We start from the raw sequence: 23388 nt of genomic DNA, 5'->3' as shown, positions 1-23388 counted from the left end.
TATTAAGAAACCTTTCAATTATCTATAAGAAACGCCTGTTGTAATGGGTTTAAATCTGAAAATGTAAAATGGTTTTGTAGACAAATCTTTACCATCATTAAAAGGAGCTCCTCTGTTTACCTGTGCTGCAGAGACATACATAAACCCATCAACGTGATTATAACTAACACCATCTGGCCAAACCATATTTTTGTCTTGTACCACTGTTTTTACACTACGGTCTTTTGCTAAAACCACAGTAACACTGTTGGTTTCTAAAGCAGTTAAGTATAAGTTACCTTCTTTATCAATAGACATACCACCATTGTTTGGTTTCTCGGAATAGGTTTCGATTTTACGATCTAATGCATCTTCTGTTAATACTTCATTTACTAAATCTAACGTTTTAATTCTGTAGATTTTTGGTCCGTTTAATGGTCCATAATAAATGTATTCAAAATTTGCATCGGCAGTAATTCCGTCATTACCAACCAATAAATCTTTTCCATTAACTGCTAAATGTTTACCGTTAATTACGGTTGGTGTGTTTTCTGGTAAAGTAGATCTTGTACCCTCTAAAACACGACGCGTTTTACCGGTTTTCATATCTACAATAATAAAAGCTGCTTTGCTGCCATCTCCACCATTGCCAATACCTTCATCAGCTATAATAAAATAACCGTTTTTGGTATCTACCACCATATCGTTAGGCTGCGCGTGCTTTGGCACAGAAGATTTTGGTAAATAATAAATACGTTCTAATTGATTAGTTTTTGTGTTCCAACCCACTATTTTAGGTGTTACATTATCGCGTTGCGCCATATCTAACATCCAAACAATTCCGTTTTCATCGTTTCTAATACCTAAAACATTACTTAGATAATTATCGTCTGTAGTTCGTGGTGTATTCCACGCTTTATTAGGAAATGGTTTGCTTTCTTTGGTTTTTGCATCCATAATCATCACTCTATTTTCTGGTGAGAAAAAAGGATGATGACTGTAAACTAAATCGCCAGTATCCGTAAACGTAATATTACCAACTGCCTGCGCTGTAGTTGCAAAAACTTCCGTTTCACCTACTGTGTTTTGTGCTTTTATGGACATAACAGATGTGATTAAAATTAATAAGAAACTAATATTTTTCATCTTGAATATAATTATGACGTCAGTTCGAGTGAAATTCTTATTCAGAATTTTATATCGAGAACCATTAAAGTTAATAAACTTCTCGATACTAATTTCTCGTACCTCAAAATTCACTCGAAGTGACGTTATTTTAAAGTTTTAGTTGCTCTTCTTTAAATAATCTGGTAATTCTTTGGATAACCAATCTTGACGTACAGGCACGTGCACATCTAAATCTACAGTTTCTTCTAAAGCCCAAAACTCATGTGGTACATTTTCAGGAAAAACAATCACTTCTCCTGCTCCAACTTCTACAAATGTTTCTTTACCATCAATAATAGTCTTGATTTTAACCTTACCAGACATGATGTAGGTGATCTGCTCGTTTGGGTGTTTGTGCCAAGGAATATGCGCTCCTTTTTCTAAATTAAAAATGGTCATTTGACCTTTTTCACCATGGAACCATTTACGTTTGATTCCTTCACCGATAGTTTCTGATTCCATTTCATCAAAATTGAAATGTTGCACTTTTGATGTTGCTACAGAATCTATGGTGTTTACTTGTGCATTTGCAGTATTGCTTGCAAATAATGCGGTTACAGCTACTGCTGCTATAATTGATTTGAAATTCATTTTTCTATTTATATATTTCGTCAGTTTGAGTGAAACTAATTCTAAAGTTGTTAATATTGAAAAACAACCGAATTCCTAAGTTCTCGATACATTTTTATTTCCATTTTATTTCAATAAAATCACTCGAAGTGACATTCTTATATATTGATTAATAGTTAATTTGTCAGTTCGAGTGAAATTCTTTTTAGAATTTTGTATCGAGAACCTACTGAACTATGAGTCTTCTCGATACTAATTTTTTCGTACCTCAAAATTCACTCGAAGTGACGTGTAATTAAAAATTTTAATTGGCTATTAAATTAAAATCCTTCTAAAACTATTTTCCCTTTTGCGTTTCCGGTTTCTAAAAAAGCGTGTGCTTTACGCAAGTTTTCCGCATTAATAGTTCCGAAGTTTTCGCCTAAAGTGGTTCTAATGGTTCCGTTGTCTATTAATTCAGAAACTTTGTTTAAAATGTTATGTTGCTCAATCATATCTTCGGTTTGAAACATAGCACGTGTAAACATTAACTCAATGTGTGTAGACACTGCTTTTCCTTTAAAAGGCATCACATTCATCACTTTCGGATCATCAATAAATCCGAATTTCCCTTGTGGTTTAATCAGCTTAACAATTTCATCCACATGTTGCTCCGTAGCATTTAAACTCACAACATATTCTGGAGCAGGAAGGCTATATTTTTCAAACTCTTCGCTCAATTTATTTCTGTGGTTGATAACTGTATCTGCACCTAATTCTTTTAACCAATCGGTAGTTTCTATGCGAGAAGCAGTAGCAATAATGTTCAGTTTTGTTAGCTTTTTGGCTAATTGCACCATTATAGAACCAACGCCTCCAGCTGCGCCTATTATTAATATAGATTTATTGGCATCGTCTTTTACAACTTCTAATCTATCAAATAACATTTCGTAAGCAGTAAGAGATGTTAATGGTAAGGCAGCAGCTTCAGCATAGGATAAACTTGCTGGCTTTTTACCAACAATACGTTCATCTACCACCTGAAATTGCGCATAACTTCCTTGACGTGTAAAATCGCCAGCATACCAAACTTCATCGCCAACCTTAAATAAAGTAACATCTTCTCCAACTTCCTTTACAATACCTGTTGCGTCCCAACCAATAATTTTCCAATCGTCACCCTGTACAGGCATATTTGCACGTACTTTGTAATCTGCAGGATTTACCGAAATGGCTTTAATCTCTACTAAAATATCTCTTCCTGTTGCTTTCGGAGTCGCTATTTCTATGTCTTGTAGTGAATTTACATTGTCTATTGGTAAATTCTCTTTGTATCCTATTGCTTTCATCTGAATTAAAATTTTTGCAATTATATTACTGTGATAATTTCACTTTGTGGTAATCTTGATTTTGGTGTTTTATCCGTCGAATTAAAATCTGATGCTGCTCTATATCCTAAAGAAACAACTACTAAAGACGTAAATCCTTTAGCTCTTAATCCAAATTCTTCATCTAGCGCTTTTACATCAATACCTTCCATTGGCGTAGCATCAATACCTAAACTAGCTACACCTAATAAAAAGTTACCAATGTTAAGATATACCTGCTTTTCCATCCAATGTTGATAGTCTTTTAAATCATATTTATGAATGTCTCCAAAAGCGTTCATTCCTCCATACATTCCGTTTTTTATGTCTTCATTAGGGAATCTTCCGTCTTTATCCTGTACTTCTAAAAGGTGTTTAAAAAAAGTATCATCTGCACCTTCGCTTGTTTTTGAACAAAACAATACTACTGCAGAAGCATTCGTTATTTTTGGTTCATTAAAATGAAAAAAGCCTTGTGTCCCTTTTGTCATGCGTGCTTTACCTTCTGTACTTTCAGCAATAATAAAGTGCCAAGGTTGCAGGTTAATACTTGAAGGACTCATTCGTAATAAGTTTTTAACTTGTGCCATATCTGCATCAGATATTTTCTTGGTTGTGTCGTATTCCTTAGTAGTATATCTCCAGTTTAATGTGTCTTGTAAATTCATTTTTATATGTTTTTTTAATTAACTATCATTTTTATAGTGACAAAAGTAAGTATAGTATTAAAACCTCACAATAACGGTCATAAATGATAGTACAAAAATAACTAGAAAATCAATCCAATTTAATGTATAAAAACAGGGAATACCGGTATAATTAAAGGTAATTCCTAAAGTTTTCATAAAAAAGATAATAAGCAATTTCCAAACTGCACAACGTACATTTAGTTTTAGTTAATCTTTTTTTAATACCATTTTAGTTTTATCCAACCCATCTAAAAGTTAGGTTTATTCGTGGTCTAATTTTTTTTGTTGTTTTCGGAATTTTATGCTTCCAATTATCTTGAGTAGCACCTTGCATTAGTAACAAACTACCATGTTTTAAAGGAATGTCTATACGTTTTAAATCTTTACGCGTTGCGTGTTTAAGTTGAAAAGGTCTTGTTTCTCCAAAAGTAACGGAGCCGATAACCGTGTTTTCACGTTGGTTTGCATCATAATCCTGATGCCAATCTACGCTGTCTTTTCCATCTCTATAATAATTAAGTAAACAGCGCGTAAATTTGATATTTACATTCTGTTCTATGCGATTTTTGATAAACAATAAATCGGTATTCCAAGGTTGCATTTTACTGTTGTTTTCCGCATAAGAAACGTTTTCGTTTGTGGCACCATACCATGCGGTTAATCGAGGTAAATCTATCTGTTTACCATATATAGTCATTTGGTCTTGCTCCCAATTGGTGTTTTTTAATAGACTATTGTAAAGCCTATCACTTTCTTCTTCTGAAAAGAAATTTTCGAATAAAGTTATAGCAGCGCCAGGCAAATCAAATTCCTTTTTACGGACCTCGTTAGTCGAAAACAAATCTATTGGTTTGAATGATTCCATAATAAAATCCTATTCTAAATTATTGGTGTTTAGTCGGTTTTTTCTTAGATCTTTTACAAAAAAACCGAACATAATTATTATGAAAAACGAAAACGGTAACGACGTTATAATTAACAAGCGTTGTACAGCCTCTAAAACATTGACATTTGTTTTAATATTTCCTAAAAGGATTAAAGCTATGGTCGCTAATAAGATAAAAACCGACCAGATTACACGATGCGTTCTATTTGGATTTTTAGAACCTTTATCCGTAAACATACTTAGAACAAACACAGCAGAATCGACAGAAGTTATCAAAAAACTGATTAATAAAAATATAGACGTTATGTTTAGAAATGTAGCAAACGGATATTGCTCGAAAAAAACAAAAATAGATGAAAACACATTCCCGAATTGGTTATCGTAAGTGCCCCAAGCTTCAATTAAATGAAATGCTGAAGATCCAAAAACCGAAAACCAAAAGAAGGTTCCTAAACTTGGAATAATTAGCACACCTAATAATAATTGTCTTATCGTTCTTCCTTTAGAAATACGCGCAATAAATATACCTGTAAAAGGTGCCCAAGCTAACCAAAACGCCCAATAATAAAAGGTCCATCCTGTTAAAAACTCTAATCCAGGATTATAATCTCCAATTGCCAAACTCATTGGTATAAAGTCGATAATGTATTGATACAAAGCAGTAAAAAAAGAAACGACAATGCCTTGCATATCGCTTGTAAAAAAAACGAATAACAAAATGAATAAAGTGACAATAATGTTTAATTTAGAAAATATTTTAATCCCTTTATTAACGCCTTGCCAAGCGGAATAACATGCTATTGTAGAAATAAAAACACACAAAATTATAGTTGTTATTAGTCCAAAATCTGCACTAAAAACGTGATTTAATCCACCATTAATTTGTGTAGTACCCAAACCTATAGCAGCAATTAATCCAAAAATAGTGGTGATAATAGTGATAATATCTACACTTGCTCTTATCGATTTGCTTTTAATACGATCTTCAATGGTGGCACTAATTCTGACTTTCTTTTTGTTGACGTGCAACGCATAGCCAACAATAACCGCAAATAGCCCATAAAATGCCCAAGCAGTAATTCCCCATTGGTAAAACGTGAATTCCAATGCTACAGTTTCATTAGATAAACCAGATGCAAAAGGTGGATTTTGTTGCATAAAAACTGGCTCCTGTACGGCTCGTAATAAAATACCAGATCCCATACCTGCGCTATATAACATCGCAATCCAAGACCACAACGAGTATTCTGGTTTAGAAGCTGGTTTGCCTAATTTTATGTTTCCGTATTTGGAAAATGCAATCCATAATAATGCAAGCACACAGCCAAATCCTAAATACAAATAAAAGTATCCAAAATAATTCCGAACCCATAATGAGGTACTTTCAATAGCATTATAACTTGTTTCGGTTGCAAAAAACACAACTAAAGTGCATAGAAAAATAATACCTACTGAAATAGATAAAATGGAATGTTTTTGAATGTATTTAAACATTTATGGTGATTTGTTTAAAACAAAAATAAGGATTAGAATACAAATTATCTTCTATACGTTCTTTTTCTAAAGTATTCACGGAACATAACAAAGGCCATTCCGGTAAATAACATAGAACAGTTTGTTTTTAAAAGGTTTTTATAGTAGATTCCGATTTTACACTAACTCAAATTGCAGACGAATTGGGTTTTACAGACCTTAGCCATTTGCCAAAAACTTTAAAAAGCTACGCAAGAACATCATCCGTGAATTTAAAAATAACGGGGAATATATGTTGTTAAAGTGCAATTTTTGTGCTAGTTAGTTGTATTTAATCGGACAATTTATTATCCATAAATATTTCTAAAATCCGAAGCCTAATTTAAAGGCAAAACGTAAACCATCATCACTATTAAAAGCGGAAACATTAGCGGTAAACATTTCTACCATAGTTACAAAAACACCACCTCCAAAGGAAGTATTCCAACTGTCACTATTATAAGATCTAGTTGCAACCAAATCATTATCTACCCAAACACGTCCGTAATCGGCACCAGCATAAACACCAAGACTTATTGGAAGTATGTTTGTTTTTAAGCTTAAGAAATTAAGACGTAAATCGGTACTTTGAACAAAAGCACTTTTCCCTGTAAATCGCTCGTTTCTATAACCACGTAGACCTGTATTTGCGCCTAAAGTTGCAGCTTGGTAAAACTCGTAATTATCTCCTAAATTAAAATGACCACTAAAATTAGTAGCTAAAACTAATTTTCCACTTGGAATTAATTTATAATCAAAACCTAATTCCGGAATGATATACCCAAAGCCTTTATTAGAATCAATATTATTTTTAAAACCCACTTGCAAGCCAAATTGCATTCCTAATGTTGGGAACGCTTCATTATCTTTATTTTCAAAAGAATACTTAGCATCTGCACCATAAAAAGTATCACTTACTTCGTTTCCATCTCCTATAAAAGCATTGATAAATCGTCCGTTAGTTCGTTCCACTTCATTGTTTTCAAATAAAACACCAGCTTTAAAGTAGCCTCCTAATTGTCCGCGCCATACTAAAGATGGCATCGCAAAAAACGTTCTTATTTTCACTCGGTTATAATCTAAACTAACAAGATCTTCATCTGCCTCAAAATTTGGAGTAGAATTTCCGTAATCAAAAAAGTTTATAGAATAGTTCGGACTATTAAAATGAAGATCTAATCCAAAATTTAAACCTTTAAAAACATTTGCAAATTCTCCTTTATAATTCAATTCAAAACCATTGGTTGCAAAATAATAAGCCGCAGATAGCGTGTGTTGTGATGTAAAAGGATTTCGTTCAAAACCATAAACCGTATAGGTATTAGAAACACCTATTTTCAAACCATCATCTGGATTAGAGCCAACAGTTGGAATAATCTGGTTTATATTGTTTTTTAGCTTCTTGTAATCGTACACATTCGTTTCGTAATCGTCTGTAAACTTTTGATGTCCTTTATTGGTAATAATGGTGTTTTTTTTCGACTTATAATCGTAAAAAGTAATCCGTTTTCCTTCTTCAATATTATATACATCGTTATTCTGTCCGCCAATTAAACGCACACGCATTTGGTTTTTGGTATCCTGTCCAAAGACATGAAAAGTATCATCATCATCTAAACCATAAATCCATACTTCTTTAGTTTTCTTAATATCATAAATACATTCATGAAAAATATCTGCTTTTTCACCACCTTTAATTCTATATGCTGTAACCTTTGTTTTTCCGTTAGGTAAACGTTCTACATCAAACCAATCGTCTTTATTCGTTCCTTTTATTACAGCAAACCGATTTACTAAATTAAAATATCTATCTGCTATTTTTTGAAGATTCGCGCGACGTGCTTTTAAAGTTGTTTTGATTTTATCGGTTACTTCTCCCCTAACTTCTTCCGGGAAATTTAAAAAAGCTTTATCAATAACTGCATCGGTAATTCCTTCTTGAATGGTTTTTACTTGTGCATCCCAAACTGCTTTATCCGATTGGATAATAAACTCCATATCTAAAGGATAAGGCTCTACATTTACACCTTTAACATCGACTAAATCATCGTCATATTTTCGTAACAATCTAGCGGTAGGAATAAGCGCAACAGCTGAGGTAAGCATTGCACCATCTGACATGATAGAAAACACTTGATCCCTATCTCTTGGTAAAGGTCTATATACTTTTTTACCATTTTCTTTAAACTCTAACCAACGCCATTGATCTTGGTGCCTGTCCCAATCTCCAATTAACATATCAAATAAACGGGCGCGGATATAAGCTGCTTCATCCATGACCATATCTTCATCTTTATGAAGTTCTTTCATCACATCTGCTGTGCTAAAAACGGTATTCGAAAACCCAAAACTTGCTTGATCTCCATGACCATCAGAAGCATGTTCTTCAATCATATATAACGCATCCCCAAATTGTTCATTAAAATCTCCTAGTGCATTTTGCTTCGGAATATAATATAGTTTCGGATTTAAATGATAAATCCCTGCAGCATCCGACAAATCACCAACGGTAAAAAGTGCATACGGATGTGATCCTGTAAATACATCTAAAATTAGATCTTCTGCGGCCGTATCGTCGAACTTACCATCGAGGTATTGATCTTTAAAAAATGCAGCTTGTAAATATTGTGTACCCAATTTTCGCATGGCACGCATGACATATTGTTTTTTTCCATTTTTGGTTATAAGACGTAAGGATTTAGATTGTGTTCCTCCACCACGACGACCAATAGTGACACCTCCAAAAAGGGTATCTAAATCTACCGTTGGCGCTGTAACCTTTGTGCTGTATGTGCTTCTATATCTTTCTCCCCAAAGGAATTTTGTGAGACCTGTTTTATCTGTCTCTTCATCTGTATAAATGGAAGAAGTTATTTCTTTCGGAAAGGTTTCCGGATAAATGGTATCTGATTTTTTTGCATCTGGTTTTAATACTTCGGTTTCAAATACAATTTCATCCTCTTCTACGGAATAAAAACGAACATATGAAGAACCATCTTTAAACACATCTAATCTGGAATAACCAGGAGTTCCGTAGGAAAACTGTCCACCACCAACATTTCTAGTTGCAGTAACTTTTGAACCAGAACCACTTACAATTTGACGTAAATTATCTTCTACTAAATATTGTAAATTATGCTCATGACCAGAAACAAAAACTATTTTACTGTTTTCTTGAGAAATAGTTATCAGTCGTTTTCTTAATTCGTTATACCGTTTGTTTTGTATATCTGCATTGGCAACTCCTGTGGTAATTCGCAATAGATTTTTAAGAGATCCCAAAACCGGAATTGGTTTCATGTGGCTTTTAAAATCATATTGGCCGCCATGAATCCCATTAGTATACATAGGATGATGCAAAGCCACGATCGTCGTTTTACCTCTAGCTTTTTTAATTAAACTGCTATATTCGTCAAAAAAAAGCTCTCTCGTTTTAATCTCACAATCATCATTAATAGTTGGATGATTATCCCAATTAACAACAAACCATTGCGTATCAATAAGTATTAATTCGACATCATCAGAAACATGTATTTTTTCTATCGGACAACCATTTTCTGGTAAAAAAGTATCTTTCCCTAAAATATTCTCAATATACTTCTCTTGGCGTTTTAACCCTTTAAGTCCGTTGCTATACCAATCGTGATTTCCAGGAATAAAAATAGCATTCCCTTTAAAGTCTGCAGTGGTTTGCGTTTGAATATTTAATTGATGTTCTGCGAATGCTCTACCTTCACTTCCTTCTTTTGGTAATCCTTTCGGATAAATATTATCTCCAAGAAAAATAGCCGTACTATTTTTGGAAGCTTTGGCTAATTCCGCTTTGAAAGCTTGTAATGTTTTTGAAGATTCTCCTAACGGTGAATTACCTCCATCCCCAATTAAATAGAAAGAATGTTCAATTTCTTTATCAGGAAATCCATTATTAGTAGTGGTAGTATTGTACTGTGCTTTATAGGTAGCACAAGAAAAAATAAAGAAAAATAATAATAGTCTTAGTAAATTTTTAGCCATTTATAATATATTTTAAAGTAAACCGGAAAACCTTTAAAGTTAGTTATACCTTTTTAAAATACCTTACAATGTTTCCTGTTTTATTTTAAGACTATTCTATTATTGTTTATTCGATTTTGAGCGTTTTTATATCTGTAATCAATTGCGCAATAGAAGTTTTATTTAAGCCATTATAGATTCCTCTAATATGTTTGTTTTTATCAATTAGCACAAAGTTTTCGGTATGTAAAAAATCATCTGCTGTTTTAGTTTCCCCTAAATCTTCTTCTATAAAGTATGCTTTTCTACCCAAGTCATAAATTTCATTTCTATCTCCAGTAACTAAATGCCATTTATTAGAAATAACGCCTTTGGTTTCTGCATAGCGTTTTAAAACGGGAACAGAATCACTTTCTGGTGTTACCGAATGTGAAATCAATAAAACATCATCGTCTTCTAAAAATGCTTCTTGTAAAAGAGACATATTGGCTGTCATTTTAGGACAAATACCAGAACAAGAAGTAAAGAAGAAATCTGCGATATAAATTTTATCTTTAAAAGTTTCTTGTGTAACTGTATTTCCATCTTGATTGGTTAATGAAAAGTCTGGAATTTCATGAAAATCATTACTTTTGTCTCCATCTAAATCTAACCAATTAGGTGTAAAATTAGCTTCATTATAAAATGGTAAAGTGGCTACTCTACTTGTTTTTTCTGTACTTTTATTTTTACAACTAGCAAAAATAATTAGTAGTATTAAAGTATAACTATAATTTTTCATCTTGTACAATTTCTTCTTCTAATTGAAAGCATAAATTGGCACGTTTTAATCCGAAGATTCTACCATTTTTTGCTTCATAATTATTATATATTTTTCCGTTTCTTCTCCATGCTTTTTGCATGCCTTCTTCCTTACCATTTACAATAGTCATTTGTTTAAATAGTTCTCCAGTTTTGTACCATTGTTTTTGAATACCGTTGGCAATCCCATTTTTATAGTGAGACTCGGATCTTATATTTCCATTCAACCACCAAGATGTAGCAGTTTCTTCCAACTTTCCGTTTTTATAAAATGCTTCAAAACTTAATGTTTCATTTTCAAACCATTTCTTTAACGTTCCATCTTTTTTTCCATTTTTATACGGAATAGATTCTGCCATATTTCCGTTAGGATAACTTAAAACAGAAATACCGGTAAAAGGGGTATCTTGATAATAGACAAGTCCAATATTTGGCTTTAGCATTAATGCGGATTTGGAAACTTCGGGTAAAGAAACCTCCATAGCAACCGCAGTTAATTGCTCTTTTTTAACTGTCTTATTCTGACAATTAAAAAAGAGCATAAAACTGAATACTAAACAGCTTTTATTGAATATTACTTGGAGTTCCTTGATAATCACCTGGGAATAATATATAATATGAGTTTAAATATAATTCGTTTTGAATATGGTAATGGTACTCTGCAACATCTGTATGTTGTGTAGTACTTGTATGTCCTCCAGACGCATCTAAATCTGTTGGATATGCTCCTGTTGCATTACATTTTCTTCCGTAAAGGAAAAATCCATCAGCAATTATACCAATTAAATTTTCATCATCATCAGACCATGCTTTTGTTTCTAAATGGTAATGGTAACTTTGTGGTCCTGTATGTGCTGCTGTATAGTCTAAAGATCCTACTGCATTATCTAAAGGTACATTTGGACCTTCTTCATCATTATAAATCATCGATCCACTAATCGCAATACCTATTGCTCCTAAACCTGTTGCAGTAGAACTAGATGCTAATTGCGGATTTGCAGAAACGGTTAATGAATACGATCCGTTAAAATCATCAATATTACCTGGTGCCATTTCAGCATAAGAAGTAACTGTAGGCTCAACAAATAACGCATGTGTACTAGACCAATATGGTGATGTATGATTAGGCAAACCATTAGTTTCAATAACAACGTTTGTTCCGCTTAACATGATGGTTAAATTTGTTGCATCAAATTCTGCAAAAGCGGCGTGCAATTCGGATACTGCATTTTCTGAATCAGGGTCGGTATCGTCAGAATCTGTATTATTACTAACATAACCATCTGGTTGCGTAGATGACGTTGTGGATACACTAGGATCTCCATAACCATCGCCATCTGCATCTTGATACCATGTTGTTTCTTCTGCTTCTGCTTCTTCTTCACTTGATCCGTTATCATCACTTGAACAAGCAATAAATCCTGTTATTAAAAACAGGGATAATAATGTTAATTTAAATAGGTTTTTCATAGTATAAATTTTTAGTATTTAGTTTTTAGATGCTTTAAATGATTATAACTTGCGCAAATTTTTAAATTATTTTTTTTTTAATTTATTCGACCTTGTGGTTTTCCTCCTTTTGGTCTTTGATTATTCCCTTTAGAAGCTTTTTGCAATTCTTCTTTAGATATGTAAGTATCTTTATTTATATCTATTTTAGAAAAATCTTCTTTTAATGGTCCTTCTGTTTCAGTACTAGAAAGTTTACCATCTTTATTGATATCCATTTTCGTGAAAATTTCTGAAATACTTGGACGTCCTCCTCCTTGTTGACTGTTTGGAGGTCCTCCTGGATTACTATTTGAAGAAACTTCTCCCATAACACATCTACCAACATAAGGGAATTCATTAGTGACGAAGTACATATATTGTCCATCTATTTCGATTCCGTTACAGGCATCTAAATCTCCAGATCCATCTATATACTCATAATCGGAACCATAAGTTCCATCATGATGACCACCAACAGATATATCCAAGTGTTCCATAGGATTATCATACGTACAATCTTCACCTTCTCTATCGCCTTCTACAAGTGTAAAACTCGGTTTGTATTTTCCACTTTTAGAATAATACATAGGAAAACCATCATGGGCAAAACCAATATGTACTAAATCTTTCCCTGTATCAAATGTTTCAATCATAGACGTTGGGGTACCGTGATAATGATATTCTCCAGTTGGCTGTACATGTGCATGATTGAAATCTAAGCCTAAATTTATAACGTCTTGGATGGCTTCTACACGATAATTTTCTCCTGTTTCACAAACCACAACTTCTGCTGTTTGCGGTTCAAATTTAATACCGTTTAAAGCAATTCCTGGTTCCCGCATCCATTTTGATTTACCTGTATAAACAGGATTTAATGGAAAAGTGTACGTCTTATTTTGAACAGAAATGGTATTTGGGTTTCCTGGATTTGGAAACTCTCCTGTTTTGTGATTTGGTAATGCATTTGTTACCATTACACGTTGATCACCTTCAACAGTTACTTTTGTTTTTGTACCAAAAACAGTATTTTCTAGCTCATAATTACCAAAATAGTCTGGTTTACTATTTGTTTCTGTATTCTGATTATGATCCTCATGTTCATGAGAATGGCTTTCTAAACCATCATGACTATGCGAATTATTATTAGTTTTGCAACCAATTAATAAGGTCACTAACAGAATGGTTATCATTTTATATTGATTTATCATTTTAATTATTTTAAACAATTAATCTCTTTTTTTTCGTTTTGATTTTTTATCGTCGTCCTCATCTTTTTTGTAAAAAAACTTTAGTTCTTCTAGATCCAATTCTGCATCTCCGTTGGTATCGATTTCACTAAATTTTTCGGATAAATCGCGTTTTCCTTTAGCAGCAACTTCTAATTCATTTAAGGTGCCATCTCCGTTATCATCTATTTCTTTAATTATCTTTTTTGCTGAAACTTTTTTGGGTTTTGATTTACCATTTAAGGAATCTTTCAATTCTTCTAAATCAATAAACCCATCATCATTGGTATCTATGACCTCAAAATCTTCTGCAATTTTTCCTCGTTTATCGCTAGAAGCTTCGTCTTTATCAATAAGACCATCGTTATTGGTGTCTAGCTTCGATAGAATTTCGGATGCATCCGGTTTTTCTCTTTGCTGTCCTTGCCCTTTCCCTCCACTTCTTCCACCACCGCCTCCTGGAGGTCCTTGAGCAAATACGCTAAAACATAGTAGCATGGAAAAAATAGTTATTGTTGTTTTTAAATTGTTCATTTTCATATGGAATAAATTATAGTGATTTAACCTTTAGATGTGTTATTGTAAAAAAACTTGTGTTTGCTACAGTTTTTTTAATTACCTAGTTCTTTATTGAGTTTATAAGCGATTATTTGTGTTTTATCTCTTAGGTTATTACCAATTATTAATTGATTTTCTGTTTGTATTAATCTGTCGACCAATACATTTTGATATGCTCTATTGTTTAATAGTTTTACATAATCTGACGTTGCAGAAAAAGAAGTATTCTTATTATATTTTGATTCCCTATTTAAGAGAATATCAATTAACGAAACATGGGACTCTATTAATGGTTGTAAGCGGTTTATAATAATATTTCCAATTTTAGCATCTTGGTTTTCAAAATTATTTAACTCATTTGGGTACGAAGCAATTAAATCTCTTAGTAAGTCACTTTTTATAAATTCAAATTTATTGGTACTACTTACCGAATTTATTGATGCACTTTGCAGTTTTGTCGACTGAAACTTGACATTAATAATTCCTTCTTTTAGTGCTTCTGTGATTTCCTGAGGTTGCGAACGAATACTTTTTATTGTGTTTTGAATGGTTTGCACATTTTTAGCATACCGAACAATGGAAGAGTCTAATAATACTAAATTCGTATTTAACTCTTCATTTAAACTTTGGTAAATTTTTACTTCTACAATTCTGTTTTTTCGGATTTCATTTATACTATTAATCTTCCAAGCTATTAATATCCCAATAACAATTAATAGAATTTCACCAAAGGCATAAAGGATATAACTTTTAGTTTTGCCCGACGCAATTAATGTTCTTCTAATTTTTCTGAATATTTTCATTGTTCCTTTGTATTAAAAGTCATAGAATTTATGTTAAACGGTATCATCCACTTCTTCCACTAGCGTATATAAACCAAAATACTCTGTTCCATCTCCATGATTTATATATACTTTATAGAAAGCAGTATAATTTGGCTCTATTCCTGAATCTTTCGCGACATCACTCATTGCGTTTTCTCGCAACATGAATTTGTTATCGAAATTATTGTGAAGATTTAATTTTTTAAAACCATAAAAACGTTGGTTTTCTATTTGTGGGTATTCTTTTTCAAACAAGTCAAAATCTAATTTGAAGGATAGTTTTAAAATGCCATTTTGCCAACTACTTTGTAAAGTAGAATCGCCTTTAAAAGAAATCCCAACTCTATACCATTCTAGTCCGTTATAGAATACTCCCGCAGGAACAAAAATGGATCCTTCTTCGGTATGCATTGATCTGGTAGCAGCGCCTGCACCAAATGCACCATAAGTCTCTGTCATATTCTCGAGCATACTTTGCCAACGTGCCTCTGTAATAACAATTTCTAGTTTTTTTACGGTGTTGTCATCAAAAACTTCATCCACATTTGCATCTACATCACTACTATGCGTTAATGTAGTCCAATCTGTTGCTTCAAAATCGGTGTCGTCTACTTCTTCTATCGAGGTTACCATATCATCATCACTAGTACAAGCATGGAAAGTTAGTAAGGAAGTGCTGCATGTTAAAGACACTAAAAGAAAATGGATACTTCTTTTTAGTTTTTTCATTATTATTTTCTTTAGTTCTATTATTTAATAAGTTATTTAGCTTTAAAAAAGCTTCGTAATTGCTTACGAAGCCTTCATAACAATTCACTAATCACTCAAAAAACTATCTTCTACTTTGTTTATCTTTTTCCTCTACCTTTTGGTTTTGGTGCTTTATCAAATTCTTCTTCCGTAATAAATCCGTCTTCATCTGTATCTACTTTATCAAAATTATCTTTTAACGGACCTTTAAGTTCCTCTTCTGAGAGTTTCCCGTCATCATTGGCATCCAATTCTTTTAATAACTCACTAAAGGTTGGTGGTGTCTTTTGTTGTCTGTTTTGAGATTGTGCAAAACTAGAATTGGACATACATACTGTTAATCCGAAAACCAATACTATTGTTTTAAATGTGCTTCTTTTCATAATGGTATTATTTTATTTGTTATGTGTTTTTAGATGTCTATAAATGAAATTACTTGTGTAGGTTTTTGTTAAATAAAAGCCAAAAAAAAGACCCTTCAGTTTGAAGCGTCTTTTACTTATTTTTTAGGTATTAAAAATCGTTTGGTGGCGGCGGTCTATGCCCATTTCCATCTCGACCCTTTTCACCTTCTGGAGGCGGAGGTCTGTTTCCATCACCTCTGCGAAGAGCGTCTTTTAATATCTTCTTGAATTTTTCTTTTTGTTTCGGATTACAAAGTTCTTGAATACCTTTAAAATGATCATATATTTCTATTTCTTTTACCTTTTGCTTTTCACCTATTAAGGTTGCAATGGAGTCGATACTTTCTTTATTTAAAGAATTTTCAGAAATATTATTAAACAATGCGTCTTTTAACGCTTTTAAATCATCATTAAAACCCATCATTTTTTGATGATGTTCTTTATTAATAATTTCAAAAGTTTCTATTTGCGATGCACTCAAATTTAATTGTTCCCTTACAAAACCCATTGGGTCTCTCGCTTCTATTCCTTTATCTGAAGTTATTTCACCTAAAAAGTTAAAAAGAAAAAATCCATTAACTAAAACTAAAAAAACGAGTAAAATATATAAAACGGTATTTTTTTTCATGTTCCTTAATTTAAAAAAGAGTTAGACTCGCTAGTATCTAAACCGTAAGATTCTGCAAATTGATTAATATTCTCATCATAACTCGTTTTATTAACTTGTGTAAATGCTACTACATTTATAATAACAACACAAGCTAAAGTAGTAAGCTGCAGTTTTGGTGAGAACCAAGACCAAGCAACTTTTTCTTCTTCTTTTACAGAAAACATACGTTGCATAGTTTTATCTTTAAAAAAAGGAGATACAGACACTTGCTCTATTGCTTCGGCAGCTTTGAACGTGTTATCTATTTTTTCTTGAATGTTTTTATTCGATTCCATAATTATTTAGATGCATAAATTTGTAAAAACTTGCGCTTACTTTTCATTTTTATAAAAATGTTCTAGTGAGATTTGTAAATTCTTTTTTGCTCTAAACAATAGAGACTCAATAGAACTAATACTTCTATCTGTAATCTCGCTAATTTCCTTATAACTTTTATCGTCTATTTTATTTAACGTAAATACTATTCTTTGCGCTTCCGGTAATTTATTAATAGCAAGAAATAAGGTTTCACTAGTTTCTTTTTGTTCTAAAACAATTCCTGGATGCTTTATCTCTGTAAAGTAATTGGTTTTATCTAATGGAATATCATTTCCGGTTAGCGATTGTAAAAATGCAAAACGCTTTTTAGTATTTCTTTTTCTAATAAATTCTAGACACTTATTGGTGGTGATTCTATAAATCCAAGTAGATAATTTAGAGTTCCCTTTAAACTTATGTATCGAATTAAAAACTTCTACAAAAACATCTTGTGCAATATCTTCGGCATCCTCTTTATTTGGCACAAAAGAGATGCAAGTAGCGAATACTTTTTGCTGAAATAAATCCAATAGCTTTCCATAGGCAAATTGCTTTCCTGCTCTTAAATCATCTATAAAATCCTGTTCTTCCAAATACGCAAATTAAATACTCCTTAAATTAATCAAAGAAATTTACAGTGTTTTTTGTTTCATTTTAATACCTAGCGCTTTTTCAATTTCGTGTACTCTAGACACTTCATTAGATAGCACCAAAGCAATAGATTCTCCTGTTTTTCCAGCTCTTGCTGTTCTACCAGATCTGTGCGTATAATATTCTAAATGTTCTGGTAATTGATAGTGAATAATATACCCTAGATTATTTACATCTATTCCTCTTGCAGATACATCTGTAGAAATTAATATTTGAACACTAGTATTTTTAAAAGCACGCATTACTTTTTCGCGTTCTCTTTGTTGCATATCGCCTTCTAAAGCACCAACATTAAAACCTTCTTGTTGTAATTGATGTGTTAAAGCTTGTGTACCAGCTTTTGTTTTGCAGAAAATGATACCTCTTTCTTCATCGCGCTCTTCTAATAGCGTTACTAAAACATTTATTTTATTTTGTATGGTAGTTTCTAGAAAAAAGTGCGAAATATTAGCGTTTACCAAACTGTTTCTATCTATTTCAAGTCTAACAGCATCTGGTTTAATATAGCGCTTAACAATATCTTTTAACGATTCTGGCATCGTTGCAGAAAATAGCCAAGTATTTTTAGTGCTTTTGGTCGTTTTTAAAATAGTAGTTAAATCCTCTTTAAAACCCATGCTTAGCATTTCATCTGCTTCGTCTAAAACTAAAGTTTCTACATTTTTTAAATCTAGAATTTCACGGTTTATTAAATCGACCAAACGTCCTGGAGTAGCAACAATAATATGCGTTGTACGTTTTAAGTTTTTAATTTGAATATCTATTTTCTCTCCTCCATAAACACCTTCACAAAATATTTTAGCATCATTATACTTGGTGAATTTAAAGAGTTGCTTTTTTATTTGTTGTACCAGCTCTCTAGTTGGCGCTAAAATTAAAGCTTGAATCTCTGCTTTTTTAGGATTAATTCGATGTAAAACCGGCAAACCATAGGCAGCAGTTTTCCCTGTACCTGTTTGGGCTAAACCTACTAAATCTGTTTTAGATTGTATTAAAATAGGAATTGCTTGTTCCTGAATTTCCGTAGGTGCTTTAATCCCTAATTCTTTTAAGGATTTCACGTAGTTTTTATGAATACCTAATTCTGAAAATGATGCCATAATGGGTTCTAATCTATTTTACTATTAATTGTACACAAATAAAACGAATATAATCTGAATATTCTTTCTAGTACACGTTTTAATATTATTTAGACGAAAAACAAAATTCCGATTTTTAAGAAATATAAGTGCAAAAAGGATGTAAAAGCAAAAAACATCTTGGGTTTGTTTCCAGATGTTTTTATGTATTAAAGTATTTGAAGCACTCTTTTATTTGCAGTCTAAAAGATCTTTACCAAGAATAATATCTTTATTAGCAACAAACATATCTTCTTTTTTTTCTAATTTTAGAATACTTTTATCTAGTCCTTTTTTCGTTAACCGTTTCATTCGATATTTCGTTAGCAAAGGATCATTGTCAAAATAAAAAGCATGTAGTTCATAAGCTTCCTTACCTGCTTCTTTTATAACAGGACGAATAGATTTTACATGGCCACTTCTATGCACAGTTCCAGGAATAAAAGTATAAAAAGTATACTTACCATCCGCATCTGTTGTTATAGAGGCACTATGATAGATGTGACGTTTATCTTCATCTTTTTGAATACTGTAATAACCATCTTCATCTGGTTGCGATATGGAAAGCGTTACATTATTGGCAGGTGTAATTCCATCAGATTGAAAAATAGTTCCAACAATCTTAATTCTTTCTTCTTTTAATTGAAAATCAGGTACACTATCTGTATTTTTATTAAATTCTTTTATATCGGAATTCGTATCCGTAAAATCTTCCTGAAGGTTAATTGCAAATGCCGTAGCATTATCCGCAGAATCTTGTGCATGTAACGTTTGGTATGCTCCGATAAAAAGGGTACAACAAAAAATAGTAACTAAGCTTTTCATAATATTTGATAGTTTCAAGAGGTTAAAACTATAATATTCAGCGCAATAGCACACAAAAAATCTTATGAACTATAGAAATACACGATGAACAGGAATTTTATTCAAAAAAACCCGATGAAAGGAACACCAAATTTCAAGTTTAGGCATTAAAACTAAGCTATCCAATTGGTTTTCAGATTTCTAAAACATTTCCTTTCTTTTTACTCCAATACAATATGGGCTATTTCTAGTTGAAAAGATTCTTTTGTTTTATTAGCAATTAGAAACGCAATTTCTTCCATACGTTTTCCAGAAAAATTTGGAATATCTAATGTATTTCCTCTAAAACCGGGATAAAAATCGGAAAATGGAATTTTAATAGTTTCCCACTTTCCGGAAGTAGAAAACTTTGCTAAATAGGAATGACGTTGATTTTGTTCTTCTTTAATTCGGAATTGATAGTCTTTTCCATCGCCTTTAATTAAGAGTACTATATGGCTAAATTTGGAAACCTCTTTTTTAGTAAAAGTATAACGTACGGAAGCAAAACCTCCATTGTTTTCTGTACTTACATCGCCTTTAAATAAAGCTTTTCCATCCGCACTAATTTCTAAAGAACTTTTAGAAAGTCCTCCCATGACACCATCATTAACCACGTACCAATTATTGGCATTAGTTTTTGTTTTAGAATCGAAAATATTAGATGTTTTATCTTGGTATGCCATACACAAAATTAAGAATAAATATATAATTTTCATTTTCTTAGAAAAGCTATTTTTCTAATCGATAATAACCACATTTTAAATAAGCACCTTCTGGAAATCCGATAGGATGGTCTGTGTCATGCTCTGTTTTTAAAATCACTTTATAATTTCTGTTGGAATCTCTTAAAACTTGTGCATTGATATCGAAAAAAGTCTGTGCTAGAATTCTACTAGAACAAGAAGCCAAAACTAATAAACCATTTTTAGCCGTTAACTGCAAACCTAAACTAGCTAGTTGTGCATATTTTTTCTTGGCTAAATCTATTTCGCTTTGCTGTTTTGCAAAACTTGGTGGATCTATAACCACAACATCATACGTCGTGTTATTCTTTACTAATTGTTTCATTGCCGCAAAAGCATCTCCAGCAATGGTTTTATGGGTTCCGGAATAGGTGTTTAATTTCCCGTTAGCAACAGCCATTTCTAATGCTTGTTTACTAATATCTAAACTAGTAACTTCTTTAGCTTGATTTGCCAAAGCATGTACCGAAAATCCGCCAGCATAACTAAAAACATCTAAAACTGTTTTTCCACGACTCCACGCTCCTACTTGCTTTCTGTTTAATCTATGATCTAAAAAATAACCAGTTTTGTGCCCATGAATTACGTTTGCAGAAAACTGCACACCATGTTCTACAAACTGTACCACTTCATTTTCTAAAATACCGTAAACTACTTCTCCGTCTTTTAAATCATGCGCCTTACTTTGTTCTAGGTTTCTGCTTAAACGTAAAACAACCGTTTTACAATCACTAGTTTTTATTAGTGCTTCTAAAATACTTTGCAAATAATTTAGCCAAATTTCGGAATATACTTTTACCACCAAAACAGTATCATATACGTCTGCAATTAAACCTGGGAAACCATCATTCTCACCAAAAAGCAATCTATAACTATTGGTATTTGTTTTTAATAAAGAAGTTCTTTTACTAAAAGCTTCCACTATTTTCTGATTAAAAAAACTAGCATCAATGGCAATTGGATCGCCATGGTGAATCATTTTAATTCGAATAGGCGAAGCTAAATCGAATAAACCAAAGCCAATAATTTTGTTTTTATTCTTCCCAAAAATAATGGCTAGATCTCCTGTTTGCGGATCCTTATTCGTTTTTATAATACTATCTGAAAAAACCCAAGGATGTTCTTGCATTACAGACCTCTCTCCTTTTGCGTTTAATTTAACGGCAATACGCTGACTGGTATTTGTAGTAGAAAAAGCTCTTGTAAACTGCATAAAAATATTTTTGCAAAAGTATGAAATATGCAGCTATCGTTTAGCAGTATTTAATAATAGATTTTAAATTGTTACTTGTGTTAAATATAATTGCTAGCAAGTCTAAAGGTGTTACAAAAACGTATATATCCTATAATTTAAAACATATACATATGAAAACACTATGCATTGCCTTATTTACACTTGTGTCTTTTTCTTTTACTAGTACGCAAGACAAAACAACGGTTACCGCTATATTTGATGGTATAGAAAATGAAGTATATTACTTTAGTGATGATGCGGACACCACGCATATTTTTGATACTATGTCTGAAGAAGCTATTCAGAAATTTGATCTTTCTAATGAAAAATACAATGGCCAGACCTTTAAAATCACGTACACCACAGAAAATATAATGGATGAAATGGAAAACAATATGGAAGTTTTAACCATTATAGATTTAGAAATTTTATAGAATTAAATTACGCACATAAACAACTAAAGCGCAGCATTTTATTAGGTTGCGTTTTTTTATGTAAAAAATAAAATAGCATGCCGATAAACTATTATAAGATTCTCTGCGTACATAAAGAAAACAAAAACTATAAATTTATTATGAAAAAATTTTCAATACTATTACTTATTGCTGTTGTTTTAACTTCATGCGTATCTAAAAAGAAATTTCTTGCTTTAGAAAATGAAAACGGAGAAATTAAAAGTGAATTAACTAAAACTAGAGTCGAAAAGGAAGATCTTGAAGGAAAGTTTGCTGCTATACAAGAGCGTGTAGACCAATACAATACTAAAATTAACACTTTAGCTTCTTTAAACACTTCTTTAAGTGAAGAGAATAATTCTAAAATGGAAACGGTTGCTAATGTCGCTGTAATGTCTAATAATACGAAAACAAAGATGCGTGAAACTTTAGCAAAAGTGGATCCTACCTTAGTGAGCGAGGCAAAAACTTTAAAAGATTCTATGGATTTGGCTGTTTCTTATAACTTAAAGAAAAAAATAAACAGTACCACTTTTGACGAAAGTGATGATATAGCAATTAGTATCGACGAAACGGTAGTTATGATTTCTATATCTGATAAAATGTTATTTAATTCTGGAAGCTATAGAGTTAGCAATAAAGCAAATGATATTTTACAAAAAATAGCAGATGTGATAAATTCAGAATCTAGTATAGATGTTATGGTAGAAGGTCATACCGATGCTAGAAGTATTAATACGGATAAATTACAAGACAATTGGGATTTAAGTGTTTTACGAGCAACTTCTGTAGTTAGAAAATTACAACAACAATACAACGTCGCTCCAGAAAAACTAATTGCTTCTGGACGCAGTAGTTACCAACCTTTAGTTAGTAATGACACAAGTGAAGATAGAGCTAGAAACCGAAGAACTAGAATTATTATTTTACCAAATATTGATAAGTTTTTTGCTTTAATGTCTTCGGATAATTAAGAATATTTAGTTTTGAATATAAAAAAAACGCAACCTGTTAGGTTGCGTTTTTTTTATTATTTAATTGTCACGTCCTGAAATAGCGATACACTAAAACCTTAGTGTAATGAAACCAATAGAAAAGACGGACTACGTCAAGCGTACTCAAAAGGATTACTCTCTTTCTTTTAAGTTAGAAGTTGTCATGGAAATCGAGCAAGGATT

General features: G+C 32.1%; 24 protein-coding genes. 2 read left to right on the top strand and 22 right to left on the bottom strand.

The window, feature by feature from the left end:
* Nucleotides 1-18: 18 nt before the first annotated feature.
* The 22 genes from ACVCXO_RS12330 to ACVCXO_RS12225 all read right to left on the bottom strand — a co-directional run bounded on the left by ACVCXO_RS12330 (nucleotide 19) and on the right by ACVCXO_RS12225 (nucleotide 21734).
* Nucleotides 19-1125 carry an L-dopachrome tautomerase-related protein gene (locus ACVCXO_RS12330; RefSeq protein ID WP_452229895.1) on the bottom strand — a complete coding sequence of 369 codons (1107 nt, stop codon included), beginning with the start codon at nucleotides 1123-1125 and terminating at the stop codon, nucleotides 19-21.
* Between the two features lie 138 nt (nucleotides 1126-1263).
* Nucleotides 1264-1737 carry a cupin domain-containing protein gene (locus ACVCXO_RS12325; RefSeq protein WP_452229894.1) on the bottom strand — a complete coding sequence of 158 codons (474 nt, stop codon included), beginning with the start codon at nucleotides 1735-1737 and terminating at the stop codon, nucleotides 1264-1266.
* Between the two features lie 299 nt (nucleotides 1738-2036).
* The gene (locus tag ACVCXO_RS12320; RefSeq protein ID WP_452229893.1) at nucleotides 2037-3044 is read right to left on the bottom strand and encodes a zinc-binding alcohol dehydrogenase family protein; all 1008 of its coding nucleotides are present in this window, start codon (nucleotides 3042-3044) and stop codon (nucleotides 2037-2039) included.
* Between the two features lie 20 nt (nucleotides 3045-3064).
* Nucleotides 3065-3730 (bottom strand): oxygen-insensitive NAD(P)H nitroreductase, encoded by a 666-nt coding sequence (nfsB, locus tag ACVCXO_RS12315; protein ID WP_452229892.1) that lies wholly within the window; start codon nucleotides 3728-3730, stop codon nucleotides 3065-3067.
* Between the two features lie 256 nt (nucleotides 3731-3986).
* The gene (locus tag ACVCXO_RS12310) at nucleotides 3987-4616 is read right to left on the bottom strand and encodes an alpha-ketoglutarate-dependent dioxygenase AlkB family protein (RefSeq protein WP_452229891.1); all 630 of its coding nucleotides are present in this window, start codon (nucleotides 4614-4616) and stop codon (nucleotides 3987-3989) included.
* 9 nt (nucleotides 4617-4625) lie between these two features.
* Entirely contained in the window at nucleotides 4626-6131 is a 1506-nt protein-coding gene (locus tag ACVCXO_RS12305) for a BCCT family transporter (RefSeq protein WP_452229890.1), read from the bottom strand.
* 342 nt (nucleotides 6132-6473) lie between these two features.
* Nucleotides 6474-10163 (bottom strand): metallophosphoesterase, encoded by a 3690-nt coding sequence (locus tag ACVCXO_RS12300; protein ID WP_452229889.1) that lies wholly within the window; start codon nucleotides 10161-10163, stop codon nucleotides 6474-6476.
* 106 nt (nucleotides 10164-10269) lie between these two features.
* Nucleotides 10270-10923, bottom strand: coding sequence for an SCO family protein (locus tag ACVCXO_RS12295; protein WP_452229888.1), 654 nt, complete (start codon nucleotides 10921-10923; stop codon nucleotides 10270-10272).
* Entirely contained in the window at nucleotides 10910-11485 is a 576-nt protein-coding gene (locus ACVCXO_RS12290) for a toxin-antitoxin system YwqK family antitoxin (RefSeq protein WP_452229887.1), read from the bottom strand. The genes ACVCXO_RS12295 and ACVCXO_RS12290 overlap by 14 nt, the downstream gene beginning before the upstream one ends.
* A gap of 22 nt (nucleotides 11486-11507) precedes the next feature.
* Nucleotides 11508-12413, bottom strand: coding sequence for a YHYH protein (locus ACVCXO_RS12285; protein WP_452229886.1), 906 nt, complete (start codon nucleotides 12411-12413; stop codon nucleotides 11508-11510).
* Nucleotides 12414-12490: 77 nt separating this feature from the next.
* A complete protein-coding gene (locus tag ACVCXO_RS12280; protein WP_452229885.1) occupies nucleotides 12491-13642 on the bottom strand; it encodes a YHYH protein in 1152 nt (383 codons plus the stop codon).
* An 18-nt stretch (nucleotides 13643-13660) separates the two neighbouring features.
* On the bottom strand, nucleotides 13661-14200 hold the full coding sequence (locus ACVCXO_RS12275) for an EF-hand domain-containing protein (RefSeq protein ID WP_452229884.1): 540 nt from the start codon (nucleotides 14198-14200) through the stop codon (nucleotides 13661-13663).
* 71 nt (nucleotides 14201-14271) lie between these two features.
* Nucleotides 14272-15021 (bottom strand): hypothetical protein, encoded by a 750-nt coding sequence (locus ACVCXO_RS12270; RefSeq protein WP_452229883.1) that lies wholly within the window; start codon nucleotides 15019-15021, stop codon nucleotides 14272-14274.
* Between the two features lie 33 nt (nucleotides 15022-15054).
* Nucleotides 15055-15771, bottom strand: coding sequence for a CotH kinase family protein (locus tag ACVCXO_RS12265; protein ID WP_452229882.1), 717 nt, complete (start codon nucleotides 15769-15771; stop codon nucleotides 15055-15057).
* A 119-nt stretch (nucleotides 15772-15890) separates the two neighbouring features.
* Nucleotides 15891-16175 (bottom strand): EF-hand domain-containing protein, encoded by a 285-nt coding sequence (locus ACVCXO_RS12260; protein WP_452229881.1) that lies wholly within the window; start codon nucleotides 16173-16175, stop codon nucleotides 15891-15893.
* Nucleotides 16176-16305: 130 nt separating this feature from the next.
* Nucleotides 16306-16824, bottom strand: coding sequence for a hypothetical protein (locus tag ACVCXO_RS12255; RefSeq protein WP_452229880.1), 519 nt, complete (start codon nucleotides 16822-16824; stop codon nucleotides 16306-16308).
* Nucleotides 16825-16829: 5 nt separating this feature from the next.
* Nucleotides 16830-17141: a hypothetical protein gene (locus tag ACVCXO_RS12250; protein WP_452229879.1), complete on the bottom strand. Its 312-nt coding sequence runs from the start codon at nucleotides 17139-17141 to the stop codon at nucleotides 16830-16832.
* A gap of 36 nt (nucleotides 17142-17177) precedes the next feature.
* Complete coding sequence (locus tag ACVCXO_RS12245) at nucleotides 17178-17756, bottom strand: RNA polymerase sigma factor (RefSeq protein WP_452229878.1); 579 nt, start codon at nucleotides 17754-17756, stop codon at nucleotides 17178-17180.
* A gap of 39 nt (nucleotides 17757-17795) precedes the next feature.
* Nucleotides 17796-18914: a DEAD/DEAH box helicase gene (locus ACVCXO_RS12240; RefSeq protein WP_452229877.1), complete on the bottom strand. Its 1119-nt coding sequence runs from the start codon at nucleotides 18912-18914 to the stop codon at nucleotides 17796-17798.
* A 210-nt stretch (nucleotides 18915-19124) separates the two neighbouring features.
* Nucleotides 19125-19757: a dioxygenase family protein gene (locus tag ACVCXO_RS12235; RefSeq protein ID WP_452229876.1), complete on the bottom strand. Its 633-nt coding sequence runs from the start codon at nucleotides 19755-19757 to the stop codon at nucleotides 19125-19127.
* A 200-nt stretch (nucleotides 19758-19957) separates the two neighbouring features.
* Nucleotides 19958-20461, bottom strand: a complete 504-nt coding sequence (locus ACVCXO_RS12230; RefSeq protein ID WP_452229875.1) for a CIA30 family protein — start codon at nucleotides 20459-20461, stop codon at nucleotides 19958-19960.
* A gap of 46 nt (nucleotides 20462-20507) precedes the next feature.
* Complete coding sequence (locus ACVCXO_RS12225; protein ID WP_452229874.1) at nucleotides 20508-21734, bottom strand: class I SAM-dependent rRNA methyltransferase; 1227 nt, start codon at nucleotides 21732-21734, stop codon at nucleotides 20508-20510.
* A gap of 152 nt (nucleotides 21735-21886) precedes the next feature.
* Here ACVCXO_RS12225 and ACVCXO_RS12220 point away from each other — a divergent pair, with 152 nt between their 5' ends.
* A complete protein-coding gene (locus ACVCXO_RS12220; RefSeq protein ID WP_452229873.1) occupies nucleotides 21887-22189 on the top strand; it encodes a hypothetical protein in 303 nt (100 codons plus the stop codon).
* 140 nt (nucleotides 22190-22329) lie between these two features.
* The gene (locus ACVCXO_RS12215; protein ID WP_452229872.1) at nucleotides 22330-23184 is read left to right on the top strand and encodes an OmpA/MotB family protein; all 855 of its coding nucleotides are present in this window, start codon (nucleotides 22330-22332) and stop codon (nucleotides 23182-23184) included.
* The last annotated feature ends 204 nt before the right edge of the window (nucleotides 23185-23388 follow it).

The sequence above is a fragment of the Lacinutrix sp. MEBiC02404 genome (assembly GCF_053601575.1).
This window is presented reverse-complemented; position numbering and strand designations above follow the sequence as displayed.